The sequence below is a fragment of the Streptomyces sp. CB00455 genome (assembly GCF_001905445.1).
Lineage (GTDB): Bacteria > Actinomycetota > Actinomycetes > Streptomycetales > Streptomycetaceae > Streptomyces.
The window spans coordinates 1,129,664-1,143,448 of the sequence record NZ_LIVQ01000001.1 but is presented as its reverse complement, the minus strand read 5'-3'; the positions used below and the strand labels follow the sequence as shown (position 1 = coordinate 1,143,448).

General features: G+C 73.8%; 13 protein-coding genes. 6 read left to right on the top strand and 7 right to left on the bottom strand.

Annotated features, from left to right (window positions below; all coding sequences use genetic code 11):
- Window positions 1-341 precede the first annotated feature (341 nt).
- Both AMK16_RS05235 and AMK16_RS05230 read right to left on the bottom strand, forming a co-directional pair.
- Window positions 342-1,154 (bottom strand): TetR family transcriptional regulator, encoded by an 813-nt coding sequence (locus AMK16_RS05235; RefSeq protein ID WP_199885345.1) that lies wholly within the window; start codon window positions 1,152-1,154, stop codon window positions 342-344.
- A 178-nt stretch (window positions 1,155-1,332) separates the two neighbouring features.
- Window positions 1,333-3,132 carry a 3-hydroxyacyl-CoA dehydrogenase family protein gene (locus tag AMK16_RS05230; protein WP_073909116.1) on the bottom strand — a complete coding sequence of 600 codons (1,800 nt, stop codon included), beginning with the start codon at window positions 3,130-3,132 and terminating at the stop codon, window positions 1,333-1,335.
- Between the two features lie 395 nt (window positions 3,133-3,527).
- On the opposite strand from AMK16_RS05230, the gene AMK16_RS05225 reads away from it, so the two are divergent.
- Window positions 3,528-4,106: an adenylosuccinate lyase gene (locus AMK16_RS05225; protein ID WP_073909113.1), complete on the top strand. Its 579-nt coding sequence runs from the start codon at window positions 3,528-3,530 to the stop codon at window positions 4,104-4,106.
- Between the two features lie 91 nt (window positions 4,107-4,197).
- Here AMK16_RS05225 and AMK16_RS36170 read toward each other — a convergent pair whose 3' ends face one another.
- Together AMK16_RS36170 and AMK16_RS36165 are read right to left on the bottom strand one after the other, a co-directional pair.
- Window positions 4,198-4,359: a hypothetical protein gene (locus AMK16_RS36170; RefSeq protein ID WP_158071209.1), complete on the bottom strand. Its 162-nt coding sequence runs from the start codon at window positions 4,357-4,359 to the stop codon at window positions 4,198-4,200.
- A 59-nt stretch (window positions 4,360-4,418) separates the two neighbouring features.
- On the bottom strand, window positions 4,419-4,589 hold the full coding sequence (locus AMK16_RS36165) for a hypothetical protein (RefSeq protein WP_158071208.1): 171 nt from the start codon (window positions 4,587-4,589) through the stop codon (window positions 4,419-4,421).
- A gap of 11 nt (window positions 4,590-4,600) precedes the next feature.
- Here AMK16_RS36165 and AMK16_RS36160 point away from each other — a divergent pair, with 11 nt between their 5' ends.
- A complete protein-coding gene (locus AMK16_RS36160) occupies window positions 4,601-5,206 on the top strand; it encodes an FG-GAP-like repeat-containing protein (RefSeq protein WP_143196795.1) in 606 nt (201 codons plus the stop codon).
- A 13-nt stretch (window positions 5,207-5,219) separates the two neighbouring features.
- On the opposite strand, the gene AMK16_RS05210 is transcribed toward AMK16_RS36160, so the two are convergent.
- From AMK16_RS05210 to AMK16_RS05200, 3 genes are all read right to left on the bottom strand, one after another.
- Entirely contained in the window at window positions 5,220-5,588 is a 369-nt protein-coding gene (locus AMK16_RS05210; protein WP_073910543.1) for a RidA family protein, read from the bottom strand.
- Between the two features lie 123 nt (window positions 5,589-5,711).
- Window positions 5,712-7,277 (bottom strand): alpha/beta hydrolase, encoded by a 1,566-nt coding sequence (locus tag AMK16_RS05205; protein WP_107417049.1) that lies wholly within the window; start codon window positions 7,275-7,277, stop codon window positions 5,712-5,714.
- A 112-nt stretch (window positions 7,278-7,389) separates the two neighbouring features.
- Entirely contained in the window at window positions 7,390-8,460 is a 1,071-nt protein-coding gene (locus AMK16_RS05200; RefSeq protein WP_073909107.1) for an Rv2578c family radical SAM protein, read from the bottom strand.
- Window positions 8,461-8,741: 281 nt separating this feature from the next.
- Here AMK16_RS05200 and AMK16_RS05195 point away from each other — a divergent pair, with 281 nt between their 5' ends.
- The 4 genes from AMK16_RS05195 to AMK16_RS05180 all read left to right on the top strand — a co-directional run bounded on the left by AMK16_RS05195 (window position 8,742) and on the right by AMK16_RS05180 (window position 13,706).
- Window positions 8,742-9,185: an SRPBCC family protein gene (locus AMK16_RS05195; RefSeq protein WP_073909105.1), complete on the top strand. Its 444-nt coding sequence runs from the start codon at window positions 8,742-8,744 to the stop codon at window positions 9,183-9,185.
- Window positions 9,186-9,498: 313 nt separating this feature from the next.
- Window positions 9,499-10,332 carry a M55 family metallopeptidase gene (locus AMK16_RS05190; RefSeq protein WP_073909102.1) on the top strand — a complete coding sequence of 278 codons (834 nt, stop codon included), beginning with the start codon at window positions 9,499-9,501 and terminating at the stop codon, window positions 10,330-10,332.
- Between the two features lies 1 nt (window position 10,333).
- Window positions 10,334-11,683, top strand: a complete 1,350-nt coding sequence (locus AMK16_RS05185; protein WP_107417048.1) for a M20/M25/M40 family metallo-hydrolase — start codon at window positions 10,334-10,336, stop codon at window positions 11,681-11,683.
- Window positions 11,684-11,696: 13 nt separating this feature from the next.
- Window positions 11,697-13,706, top strand: a complete 2,010-nt coding sequence (locus tag AMK16_RS05180) for a prolyl oligopeptidase family serine peptidase (RefSeq protein WP_073909094.1) — start codon at window positions 11,697-11,699, stop codon at window positions 13,704-13,706.
- Window positions 13,707-13,785 lie beyond the last annotated feature (79 nt).

Below are 13,785 nucleotides of genomic sequence, written 5' to 3'. Positions count from 1 at the left end.
TGGGGCGGCGTGCCGTCGGTCCGGCTGTGCGGTCGTGCTGGCGACGCCTGTGGTGGGGCGTGCTGGGCCTGGTGACGCAGGCATCCGGGGCGCGTTCCGTGCCGAGTGGGCGTGGGTCGCGGGGACATCCGGACAAGATTCAACGTATGGCACCCCGTGTCACCTAGCAAGGCACCGCGTGCCAAAAGTTTCTCTCATTTGCCTATTGACCTGCGCAGATGAGCGATGATCGATCAGAGTTACCCGCGAGTAGGGGCAACTTGGACATACGGAAACGGCCGCCCCCGTGGTCGGGGGCGGCCGCTGTGACGGATGTCGCCGGATGGTGTGCGCGCGACCGGCTACCTGGTGCGCAGGGCCTCTTCGATGGTCCGCATGACCTCGTCCAGCGGAGCGTCCGTCCGGGCCACCGCCACCAGGACCTCGCCCCGGGTGCGCACCTCGGCGGGCGCGGCGGGCGGCGTGCCCAGGGTACGGCCCGCGCCGATCCCCGTGCCGAAGGTCTTGCGCACGATGGAGAAGGCGTGGTCCAGCTGCGCCTCCACGTCGCCCTCCCCGCCCGCCCGCAGCCAGCGCCGCAGGACGTGGTTGTGGGCGGTGACCACCGCCGAGGCGGCGACCTCGGCGAGCAGCGGGTCGTCGTTGCCGGCGTGGTGGTCCTGCTCGTCGAAGTGCGCCAGCAGATAGCGGGTGAACAGCCGCTCGTAGCGGGCCACCGAGGCGATCTCCCGCTCCCGCAGCGCCGGCACCTCGCGGGTCAGCCGGTAGCGCTCCACCGACACCGCCGGCGAGGCGGCGTACATCTTCATGACTTCCTTGATCCCGCGGCACACCGTGTCGAGCGGGTGCTCGTGCGCCGGGGCGACGTCGAGGACCGCCTCGGCGCGGGTCAGGGTGTCGTCGTGGTCCGGGAAGATGGCCTCTTCCTTGGACCGGAAGTGCCGGAAGAAGGTCCGGCGGGCCACCCCGGCGGTCGCGGCGATCTCGTCGACCGTCGTCGCCTCGTACCCCTTGGTCGCGAACAGCTCCATGGCCGCCGCCGCCAGCTCCCTGCGCATCTTGAGCCGCTGCGCGGCCGCCTTGGTGCCGGCCGTGCTCTCCGGCGCGTCGGAGGCCGATGAGGCACGGGGCGAGGGCTTGGCGGGCTGGGACATAGTGCGAACGTACTTCATCCGCGGGGAGGACCGCGCCCGAGGGGGGTGGGGCGGGGGTGGATGCGGGGGAGGGCAGGCACTGGGCACACAGTGCTCGCCGGGAGGGTTCGCCCGCCGTACTGGTCCGGCGGGCCCGAGGAGCCCTCCCCACGCATCCGGTTCGTGGCCCGGCCGGGGATTACCGGCGGGCGGCGTACTCACGGAATCCGCGACCGGTCTTCCGCCCCAGGCAGCCCGCCGCCACCAGGTGCTCCAGCAGCGGGGACGGGGCCAGGCCCGGGTCGCGGAACTCCTTGTGGAGCACCTTCTCGATGGCCAGCGAGACGTCGAGGCCGACCACGTCGAGGAGCTCGAAGGGACCCATCGGGTAGCCGCCGCCCAGCTTCATCGCCGCGTCGATCTGGTCGAGGCTGGCGTAGTGCTGCTCGACCATCTTGATCGCGTTGTTGAGGTAGGGGAACAGCAGCGCGTTCACGATGAAGCCCGCCCGGTCCCCGCAGTCCACCGGGTGCTTGCGCACCTTCACGCAGATCTCGCGGACCGTGGCGTGCACGTCGTCGGCGGTCAGGACGGTGCGGACCACCTCGACCAGCTTCATGGCCGGGGCCGGGTTGAAGAAGTGCATGCCGATCACGTCCTGCGGGCGCGACGTCACGCGGGCCACCGCGATCACCGGCAGCGAGGAGGTGGTCGTGGCCAGCACGGCGCCCGGCTTGCAGACCTTGTCCAGCGCCGCGAACAGTTCCTGCTTGACCGCGAGGTCCTCGGCCACCGCCTCCACGGCCAGGTCCACCCCGGCGAAGGCGTCCAGCGAACCGGCCGGCGTGATCCGGGCCAGGGTCTGCGCCGCCGCCTCGTCCGTCAGCCGGCCCTTGGCCACCGCACGGCCCAGGGAGCTGCCGATCGCGGCCTTCGCCGCCTCCGCCTTCTCCTGGCTGCGCGCCGCCAGGACCACGTCGTAGCCGGACTGCGCGAAGACCTGCGCGATCCCGCTCGCCATGGTGCCCGAACCGGCCACGCCGACCGAGGAGACGGCACGGCCCCCGCCGGTGCCGGAACCCTCCGCCGGGCTCTGCGGGTCGCGGACGACCTTGGAGCTGCCCGGTGCCTCGTAGGTGTAGAAACCGCGCCCGGCCTTCTGCCCGGTCAGGCCCGCCTCGGCGAGGTGCCCCAGGATCGGGGCAGGGGCGTGCAGCCGGTCGCCGGAGGAGGTGTACATGGCCTCCAGGACGGTGCGCGCGGTGTCCACGCCGATCAGGTCGAGCAGCGCGAGCGGGCCCATGGGCAGGCCGCAGCCGAGCCGCATCGCCGCGTCGATGTCCTCTCGGGAGGCGTACCGCGACTCGTACATGGCGGCGGCCTGGTTCAGGTAGCCGAAGAGCAGGCCGTCGGCGACGAAACCGGGCCGGTCGCCGACGGCGACGGGCTCCTTGCCGAGCTCACGGGCCAGTTCGGTGACGGCCTCGACGGCCGGCGGGGAGGTCAGGACGCAGGAGACGACCTCGACCAGCTTCATCGCCGGCGCCGGGTTGAAGAAGTGCAGGCCCAGCACGCGTTCGGGGCGCTGGGAGTCGGCGGCGAGCCGGGTGACCGACAGGGCGTTCGTGCCGGTGGCCAGGATCGCGTCGGGCCGGACGATCGCGTCGAGCTCGCGGAACACCTGCTGCTTGAGCTCGTAGGACTCCGGCACGACCTCGATGACGAGGTCGGCCTCGGCGGCGGCGCCCAGGTCGGTGAAGGCGCGGAAACGGGCCAGCACGTCCGCCCGCTCCTGCTCGGTGAGGCGCTCCCGGGTGACGGAGCGCGCGGTGGCCGAGGCGAGGGCGTCCGCGGCCCGGCGGGCGGCGGACTCGCTGACGTCGATGCCGATGACCTCCCGGCCGGCGCGGGCGAGGACCTCGGCGATGCCGGTGCCCATCGTGCCGAGGCCGACGACGGCGATGGTCTGGAGGGTGGGGTGACTGGACGGACGGTCCATCGAGGGACTCCAGTGGAAGAGGGTGACGACTGGGGAGCGCGCGGCGCACGGCGCGCGCGGATGCCGTACGGAGTGCCGTGCGGAGGGAGCCCGTGGGCGAGGGCCCGGAGGCGAGGAGCCCCGGGGCGGCAAGAGCCCGGCGGGCCGGAGCGGCGCAACCCTGTCCCGGGGTCACGCCGTGGATGTGGTGCGGGTGGTGCTGGACCGACTGGCACGGGGCGGCTGCGTCACCAGGCCGCTCCGTACGTGTTGTAGCGACAGTAACCCGCCGGTAACTGGCGCGCCAGAGCGCGGAGATGTGACCTGTACCGCCCAAATGTACCGATCATCGATCATCGATCATCAATCGCGGAAAACTGCCGGTGGGGGCGTCGGCGCCGCCCTAAAGTGGCCGGGTGAACGACGTGCTGGAGCGCCTGCGGGCCGAGGCCGGACGCGCGGCGGAGAACCCGTCCGCCGAGCCCCCGGCGGAGTACGAGGAACTGCTGGCGGCGCCCCCCGACGGCCTGGCCGCCTCCCTCGCCTCGACCGGGCTGCCGCTGTGGGCCCGGGAGCTGGCCGCGTACCGGCTCGGTCTCGCCGGCGACGCCCGCGCCTTCGAACCCCTCGTCCTCCTGCTCAACCACCGCGACCCCCCGCGCTGCGCGGCTGCCGCCGAGGCCCTGGCCGTGCTCGGCGACCCCCGCACCGCCCGCGCGGCGGCGGCGCTGGCGACCAACGCGCTGCGCACCGCCTACGCCCTCCAGCCCGTCCGCCTGCTCACCGCGCTGCGCGCCCCCGAGTCGGCCCCGGCACTGATCACCACCCTGAGCCGGCTGCTCGCCCCGCACGACCCGTACTGGCGCGTGGCCCTGGCCTGCGTCGAAGGCCTGGGCGCCCTGGCCGACCCCCGGGCCCGCGAGGTCCTGACCCGAGCCCAGTCCCACCCCCGCCTGGCGGTGGCGGCAACCAGGGCCCTGCACAACCTGCGGTGACGGCGGGCGCACCGGCCCCGGGAAGGACGAAGCGGCGGGCACCCCTCGCAATGAGGTGGGTACCCGCCGCTCGGCCGCCCGTCGGACGGATCTAGCCCTCGAGCTGTTCGAGATTCGTCCAGAGCTGGCTCTTGCCGAACCTGGCCATGTATTCCTCGAGGATGACGTAAGGAGCCTTGGCTACGGGATCACCGTCTTCCCACACCGTGTCGCACTCCTTGCACACCATGAACGTGTCATCACGTTCCTTCACGCGGGCTGCGATGACCCATCCCTGCTCGCATCGAGGACACCAGATCAATGTGATTCTCCCTAGAACATGGGGTGGGCAGTGATGATCTTGTTGGTCCCGGGGACCACCACGATCTTCAGCTTCTTCTCGCCCTGCGTTCCGACTTCCTTGCCCATGTCGATGACGTACTTCGCCGGGTCGGACGGGTCCGGAGTGCCGCGCTTGAGCCAGCCCTCGTCGATCACACCCATGATCCTTCCAGATCCGCCCCGACGGCTCCGTCAACGTCCACCTCAACCGCGGCGGCGACCCCGCCGGCGGCTGGAAGGACCTCGGCACCGTCGCGGGGGGCACCACGAACCGCAGCGAGCAGGTCCGCCTCGCGGACTGGGACGGCGACGGCCGGGCGGACTACCTGACGATCGCCGACGGCGGCGCGGTCACCGTCTTCCTCAACCGCGGCGGCGACGGCCGCGGCGGTTGGCGCGCCCTCGGCCAGACCGCCACCGGAACCACCTCCGACCGGAGCCGGGTGCGCCTCGCCGACTACGACGGCGACGGCCGGGCCGACTACTGGATGATCAGCCCGGGCGGCCCGGTGACCACCTACGTCAACCGGGGCGGCGACGGGCACGGCGGCTGGCAGTCCATCAGCCGCACCGCCTCCGGCGTGACCACCGACCACACCCGGGTCCACCTCGTCGACTTCGACGCCGACACACACGCGGACTACCTGCTCACCGGCGCGGGCGCGGGCGCGGGCGCCGGAACCGGCGCCGCCGTCAGCGCGTACCTCTTCGACGGCGGCGACGTCTCGGGCCCCCACGGGTGGAACCCGTTGGGCACGGTCGTGGACGTCGTCGGCTAGGGGACATCGCCGGCTAGCGCGCCTCCGGCACGATCGCGAAGGCCTCGACTTCCAACAGGAGTTCCGGCCGGAACAGGGCGCCGACCTGAACCGCCGTGGAGGCCGGCAGGCGGTCCGCGGCGATCACCTCGTCGCGGGCCGCCCGCAGGGCCGGCAGGTGGCCGATGTCCGTGACGAAGTACGTCAGCTTCACCACGTCGGCGAAGCCGGCCCCGGCCGCCGCCAGGCAGCGGCGCAGGTTCTCGAACACCTGCCGGGCCTGGGCGGCGGCGTCGCCCGGGCCCACCACCTCGCCCTTCTCGTCGAGGGCGCACTGCCCGGAGACGGCGACGAACCGCCCCGTCCCCCAGACGACGTGGCTGTAGTGGGGACTCGGGCTCACGCCCTCGGGGGCGGCGACGCGGGTGAGGCGTCCGTCGGCGGGTGCGGGTGCGGATGTGGGTACGGCTACCGGCGCGGGTGCGGGATCAGGAGTGGTCACGGCCCCGATCCTGCCCGCCGAAGATCATCCGCGGAAGCCGAGCAGGCCGTGCAGGGCCGCGCCGCCCGCCGAGGACGGGACCGCGCGGGTCGCGGCCGTCGGCTCGGGCGCCTCCTGCGCCGGGCACGTCGCGTCCGCCGCCTCACCCGTCCGCAGGTACGCCGACACCTTCGCGTCGAGGCACTTGTTGCCGCTGAGCGCGACGCCGTGGTTGCCGCCGCCCTCCTCGACGACCAGGGCCGCCCCCTTCAGCCTGTCCCGCATGCCGAGCGCACCGCCGAAGGGGGTCGCCGCGTCCTCCGTCGCCTGGAGCAGCAGCGCGGGCGGCAGGCCGTCGTTGGTCACGTCCACGGCCCGCAGCGGCTGGGCCGGCCAGAACGCGCACGGGGCGTTGTACCAGGCGTTGTTCCAGGTCATGAAGGGAGCCGCGGCGTGCGTGCGCCACATGTCCGCGCGCCACTGGTTCCAGTTCTTCGGCCAGGCCGAGTCCCGGCACTGCACCGCCATGTAGACGCTGTAGCCGTTGCCGGCGGAGGGTTCCACCGCGCCGAAGCGCTCGTAGGCCGACACCAGCGGCGCCGGGTCGCCCTTCACCGCGTACGCCGCGAAGGCCTCGGCCAGGCTCGGCCAGTAGCCGTTGTAGTAGCCGCCCGGCATGTAGGTGTCCTCCAGCTCGGCCGGCCCGACCTTCCCGCCCGCCGGCGCCCCGCGCAGGGCGTCGCGCATCGCGTACCAGCGCTCCTCGACCTCCTGCGGGTCGGTGCCGAGCCGGTAGGTGGCGTTGTACTTCGCGACCCAGGCCAGGAACGCCTTGTGGCGGGCGTCGAAGGCCCGGTCCTGCGCGAGGTTGTCCTCGTACCAGACCCCGTCCGGGTCGACCACGGAGTCCAGGACGAGCCGGTGCACCCGGCCCGGGTGGAGCTTGGCGTACACCGCGCCCAGGTAGGTCCCGTAGGAGTAGCCGAAGTAGCTGATCCGCGGGGCGCCGAGGGCGGTGCGCAGCACTTCGAGGTCGCGGGCGGCCGAGACGGTGTCGATGTACGGCAGCACATCCGCGTACTTGGCCCCGCACGACTCGGCGAAGGACCGCACCCGCTCCAGGTTGGCCCGCTCCGTGGCCGCGTCGCGCGGTACCGAGTCGGGCCGCGCGGAGGCGAAGTGGCCGGCCGCGCAGTCGAGGGCGGGCTCGCTGCGGCCGACGCCCCGGGGGTCGAAGCCGATGACGTCGTACTGGGCGGCCACGTCCTTGGGCAGCGCCGAGGCGACGAAGCCGGCGAGGGAGCGGCCGCTGCCGCCGGGGCCGCCCGGATTGACCAGCAGCGGCCCCTGGGAGGTGGCGGCGGTGTGCGGGACCCGGGTCAGGGCGAGGGTGATCCGGCGTCCGGCGGGCCGGGCGTGGTCGAGGGGGACCTGGAGGGAGGCGCACTGGAGCGAGGGATAGCGGGTCGTCGCGCAGCCCGTCCAGTGCAACGCGGCGGCCTGCCGCGGGGCGGGCGCGGCCGGGGCGGCGGCGACCGGCCCCGCGAGGACGGCGGCGACGGTGGAAAGGGACAGCAGGACAGCGGCGCGCTTCTTCACGGGGTGCAGCATGGGGCCTCCCAGCCGAGGGTTCTGGGCGGAATCGTCCCGGAAACCTCGCCTGGAAGGCGGGATTGGGCCCCGCATTGGCCCGATGTGATGACCCGCTGCCCCTCCCGCGGGGTCAGAGGAGGCTGAGCTGCGTCGGTCCGGCGGCCCCGGGCCGCGCCGCCCGGGCCGCGGGCCGTTCGGGAGCCGTGATCCGGCGGGCCGTCCCGCGACCGTTCGGCCCGATGCCGAATTCGGCCGCCAGCTGGTGGACTTGGCGGGTGATCTGCCGCTGGTACCAGGTGGGCGCGTACGAGCCGCCCGCGTACATCCGTTCGTAGCGCTCCACGAGGTGCGGGTGGCGCTGTGCCAGCCAGGCGGTGAACCACTCGCGGGCGCCCGGCCGCAGATGGAGTACCAGGGGTGTCACGGAGGTGGCGCCGGAGGCGGCGACGGACCGGACGGTCTCCCGCAGCTGCTCCGGGGCGTCCCCGAGGAAGGGGATCACCGGGGCCATCAGCACCCCGCACTCGATGCCCGCGTCGGTCAGGGTCCGTATGGCGTTCAGCCGGGCGGCGGGGGAGGGCGTCCCGGGTTCCACCGTCCGCCACAGGCCGGGGTCGGTGAAGCCGACGGAGACGCAGATCCCGACGTCGGTGACCGCGGCGGCCTGCTGGAGGAGGGGCAGGTCGCGCAGGATCAGCGTGCCCTTGGTGAGGATCGAGAAGGGGTTGGCGTGGTCGCGCAGCGCCTCGATGATCCCGGGCATCAGGCGGTAGCGGCCCTCGGCGCGCTGGTAGCAGTCGACATTGGTGCCCATGGCGATGTGGGCGCCGGTCCAGCGGCGCGAGCCGAGCTCTCGGCGCAGCAGGTCGGGGGCGTTGGTCTTGACGACGATCTGGGAATCGAAGCCGAGGCCGGTGTCGAGGTCGAGGTAGCTGTGGGTCTTGCGCGCGAAGCAGTAGACACAGGCGTGGCTGCACCCCCGGTAGGGGTTGACCGTCCATTCGAACGGCATGCGCGAGGCTCCGGGCACCCGGTTGACGATCGACCGGGCCCTCACCTCGTGGAACGTGATTCCCCGGAACTCCGGGGTGTCGATCGTGCGGGTGACGACGGCGCCGGCCCCGAAGAGCGCGGCCGGTCCGGCGACCGGGCCGCCCGGCGTGTTCCCGGCGTCGTCGTCGGTCAGGTTGTCCCAGCGCATGAGCGCCTCCCTCGGTAGCTCCCGTCGAGAATAGAACAAACGTTCCCATGATCGTGCGCCCCGGGGAACGTGCTGGTCAGTGGGGCGGGGCGGGGGCGGACGGCCTCCCGCGGTACCTCGTCGCGGCGCGGCCGCCCAGGACCCCTCCCCGCGGGCGCGCGGGGGGCGCGACGGGCGACCGGCGCGGGCCGCGTGCCCGCGCCCGGTCCGGATTTGGGCGCCCGGGCCGGAGGTGGTTGGCTTCGCCGTGACGAGCGATCACAACTGCTGGAGGAACAGCTATGGCGCAGGTCGAGGCCACCACGGAGCGGATCATCGCGGCCGACGCGGAGACCGTGTTCGACGCGCTGGCGGACTACACCGGGACCCGGGGCAAGCTGCTGCCCGAGCACTTCAGCGAGTACGAGGTGCGCGAGGGCGGCGACGGCGAGGGGACCCTCGTGCACTGGAAGCTCCAGGCCACCAGCAAGCGCGTGCGCGACTGCCTGCTGGAGGTCACCGAGCCCACCGACGGCCAGCTGGTGGAGAAGGACCGCAACTCCTCCATGGTCACCACCTGGACCGTCACCCCGGCCGGCGAGGGCAAGGCCAGGGCCGTGGTCACCACCGTGTGGAACGGCGCCGGCGGCATCGGCGGCTTCTTCGAGCGCACCTTCGCGCCCAAGGGCCTCGGCCGGATCTACGACACCGTGCTGGCCAACCTGGCCGCGCAAGTCGAGCGCTGAGCAAACCCGTGGACGGCGGGGCCGGACGCCCGGTCCCGCCCGCACGGGTGGACCCACCCGGCCGGCGGCCGCCGCCGGCGCGCACCCGAGAGCCTGCGCGGGCGCGCCGGCCCGATCCGCCGTACGCCCCGGGGCGTGGCCCCGGGCCCGCGGGGGGACGGAGGGCTAGTCTGGGCCCGCGCGTGCTGCCGCTGCGCGTGCGGACGCGCGTGCGCGGGACCGACCGGCCGCGTGCGTACGAAACGACCACGCGCGCGGGCGGTGCGGCGACCGCGCGCGACCGACCGCGTGCACCAGACCGCCCGGGGGCCCGATGAAGATCCTCATCTCCGCCGACATGGAGGGCGCCACCGGCGTCACCTGGCCCGCGGACGTCCTGCCCGGGACCCCGCAGTGGGAGCGCTGCCGGTCGATGTTCACCTCCGACGTCAACGCCGCCGTCCTCGGCTTCTACGACGGCGGCGCCGACCAGGTGCTCGTCAACGAGGCCCACTGGACCATGCGCAACCTGCTCCTGGAACACCTCGACGCCCGCGTCGAGATGCTCACCGGCCGCCACAAGTCGCTCTCCATGGTCGAAGGCGTCCAGCACGGGGACGTCGACGGGATCGCCTTCGTCGGCTACCACACCGGGGCCGGCTCCGAGGGCGTCCTCGCCCACACCTACCTTGCCAACTCGATCACCGGCGTCTGGGTCAACGGGGTGCGCGCCAGCGAGGGACTGCTCAACGCCCATGTCGTGGCCGAGTACGGCGTTCCGGTCATCCTTGTCACCGGCGACAACCTGACCTGCCTCGACGCCGCCGGCTACGCCCCCCGTGCGGTGACCGTCGCGGTCAAGGACCACGTCTCGCGCTACGCCGCCGTGTGCCGGACGCCCGCCCGCACCGCCGCCGACATCCGCGCCGCGGCCAAGGAGGCCACGGCCCTCGCGGTACGGCGCGAACCCGTGCGCGGCGGCCCCTTCACCGTGGAGCTGGAGTTCGACGCCGAGCACCTGGCGATGGCCGCCACCGTCGTCCCGGGCGCCGAGCGCTGCGGCGAGCGCAGGATTTCCTACACCAGCCGGACGATGTACGAGGGGATCCGGACCTTCAAGGCGGTCACGACGGTCGTCTCGGCAGCCGTGGAGGAGCAGTATGGCTGACATGCACACAGTCACCAGCGAGGTCCCGGTCGACGCCGTGGACCGCACAGCCCTGGACGAGGTGGTCGAGTTCACCTCCGGCCTCATCAGGATCGACACCACCAACCGCGGCGGCGGCGACTGCCGGGAACGGCCCGCCGCCGAATACGCCGCCGAGCGTCTCGCCGCCGCCGGGCTGGAACCGGTGCTGCTCGAACGCACCCCCGGCCGGACCAACGTCGTGGCCCGTGTCGAGGGCGCCGACCCCACTGCCGAGGCGCTCCTGGTCCACGGCCACCTCGACGTGGTCCCGGCCGAAGCCGCCGACTGGAGCGCGGACCCCTTCTCGGGCGAGGTCCGTGACGGCGTGGTGTGGGGCCGCGGAGCCGTCGACATGAAGAACACGGACGCGATGGTGCTCGCCGTCGTACGCGCCTGGGCGCGGGCCGGCGTGAAACCGCGCCGCGACATCGTGGTCGCCTTCACGGCGGACGAAGAAGACAGCGCGGTCGACGGCTCCGGCTTCCTCGCCGACCGCCACCCGCACCTCTTCGAGGGCTGTACGGAGGGGATCGGCGAATCCGGTGCCTTCACCGTGCACACCGCGCCGGGCCGGGCCCTCTACCCGATCGCCGCCGGCGAACGCGGCACCGCCTGGCTGAAGCTGACCGCCCACGGCACCGCCGGCCACGGGTCCAAGCCCAACAAGGCCAATGCGGTCAGCCGCCTCGCCGCCGCCGTGGCCCGGATCGGCGCCCACGAGTGGCCCGTCCGGCTCACCGGCACCGTCGTCGCCTGCCTCACCGAACTCGCCGCCTTGCAGGGCCTGCCGGTGGATCCGCGCGCACCCGGCTTCGACCTCGACGCCCTGCTCGGCCGGCTCGGGCCGGCCGCCGCGCTGGTCGAGGCGACCGTACGCAACAGCGCCAACCCGACCATGCTCAGCGCCGGTTACAAACTGAACGTGATCCCCGGGCAGGCCACCGCCTACGTGGACGGGCGGACGTTGCCAGGCGGTGAGGCCGAGTTCATCGCCACCCTGGACGAACTGACCGGCCCGGACGTGCGCTGGGAGTTCCAGCACCGGGAGATCGCCCTCGAAGCGCCCGTGGACGGGCGGACGTACCGGATCCTGCGCGAGTCCGTCGAGCACTTCGATCCGGACGCCCACGTGGTGCCCTTCTGCATGGCGGGCGGCACCGACGCCAAGCAGTTCTCCCGCCTCGGCATCACCGGTTACGGCTTCTCCCCCCTGAAGCTGCCGCCCGGCTTCGACTACTGGTCCCTCTTCCACGGCGTGGACGAGCGGGTGCCCGTCGACGCCCTCCACTTCGGCGTCCGCGTCCTCGACCGCGCCCTGCGCACCCTGTGAGGGGGACCCCGTAATGGCGGTGGCGGCGACCCGGCCCTACGGAAGCTGGCCCTCGCCCCTCGACGCCCGGCTCGCCGCCTCGCTCGACGGCCGCCCCGAATACGTGGGCACGGTCGGTCCCGAGGTGTGGTGGACCGAACCCCGGCCCCGGGAGGGCGGCCGGCGCACCCTGGTGCGCCGGACCTCCCAGGGCGCCGGCGGGCCCGGCCGGGACGGCGCCGTCCTGCCCGCGCCGTGGAACGTGCGCAGCAGGGTCACCGAGTACGGCGGCCACCCCTGGGCCGGCGTCCAGCGGCCGGAAGGCGGGCCGCTGCTGGTCTTCGTCCACTTCGCCGACCAGCGCCTCTACGCCTTCGAACCGGACGCGCCCGGCGGCGCCGAACCCCGGCCCCTGACCCCCCTCTCCGAGGTCGGCGGCGGGCTGCGCTGGGTCGACCCGGTGCTGCGCGGCGGTGAGGTGTGGTGCGTGATGGAGGAGTTCACCGGTCCCGCCCCCACCGACGTGCGCCGGGTGCTGGCCGCCGTACCGCTGGACGGATCGGCCGCCCGGGACCGCGGCGCGGTGCGCGAACTCACCGACGACCGGCACCGGTTCACCACCGGGCCGCGGCTCTCCCCGGACGGCCGGTACGCGGCCTGGCTGGTGTGGGACCACCCGCGGATGCCCTGGGACGGTACCGAGCTGAAACTCGCCGAGATCGACGCCGACGGGACACCGGGCGAAGCGCGGACCGTGCTGGGCGGCCCCGAGGAGGCCGTCGCCCAGGTCGAGTGGACGCCCGGCGGAACCCTCCTCGCGGTCAGCGACCGCAGCGGCTGGTGGAACCCGTACCGGGTGGACCCCGAGACGGGCGAGGCGGTCGGCCTGTGCCCCCGCGAGGAGGAGTTCGGCGGCCCGCTGTGGAAGCCCGGGCTGCGCTGGCTCGCCCCGCTGCCCGAAGGGCTCGTCGCCGTCCTGCACGGTCTGGGCTCCCCGGTCCTCGGCGTCCTGGACCCGGAGAGCGGCGGCCTGGTGGACGCGGCGGGCCCCTGGACGGCCTGGCAGCCGACGCTCGCGGTCAGCGGCACCCGTGTCTACGGGGTCGCCGCCAGCCCGCGCAGCGCCTACGAGGTGGTGGAGCTGGACACCTCCACCGGGCACGCCCGGGCGGTCGGCGGGCGCGCCGCACCGCCGGCGGACGGGGTGGACCCGGCCTACTACCCGGAGCCGCAGAGCCGGACCTTCCCCGGCCCCGACAACCGGGAGATCCACGCGCACGTCTACCCGCCGCACCACCCGGCCTGCCGGGCCGCCGCCGACGAGCTGCCCCCGTACGTGGTGTGGGCGCACGGCGGCCCCACCGACCACGTGCCGCCCGTACTCGACCTGCACATCGCCTACTTCACCTCGCGCGGCATCGGTGTGGTCGAGGTGAACTACGGCGGCTCCACCGGGTACGGGCGCGCCTACCGGGAGCGGCTGCGCGAGCAGTGGGGCGTGGTCGACGTCGAGGACTGCGCGGCCGTGGCCCGGGCCCTGGCCGCCGAGGGCACGGCGGACCCGGACCGGCTGGCCATCCGGGGCGGCAGCGCCGGCGGCTGGACCGCGGCGGCCTCCCTGGCCGCCACCGGCTTGTACGCCTGCGCGGCCGTCCTCTACCCGGTCCTGGACCTGGCGGGCTTCGCCGAGGAGACCCACGATCTGGAGTCCCGTTACATCGACGGTCTCGCCGGGCCGCCGCAGACCCTCGCGGTGCGGGGCCGGGAGCGCTCGCCGATGGCCCGCGCCGACCGCATCACGGCCCCGTTCGTCCTGCTCCAGGGCCTGGACGACCCCGTCTGCCCGCCGGCCCAGGCGGAGCGCTTCCTCGCCGCCATGCGGGGGCGGTCGGTGCCGCACGCGTACGTGGCCTTCGAGGGCGAGGGGCACGGCTTCCGGCGGGCCGAGACGATGGTCCGGGCACTGGAGGCGGAACTGTCGCTGTACGCACAGGTCTTCGGGATCGAGCGCACCGACGTCCCGCGGCTGGAGCTGCGGTCCTGATCGGGCGATCGGGCGATCGGGCGATCGGGCGACGGGCGATCGGGAGGCGATCAGGCGGCGATCGGGTGGTGATCGGGCG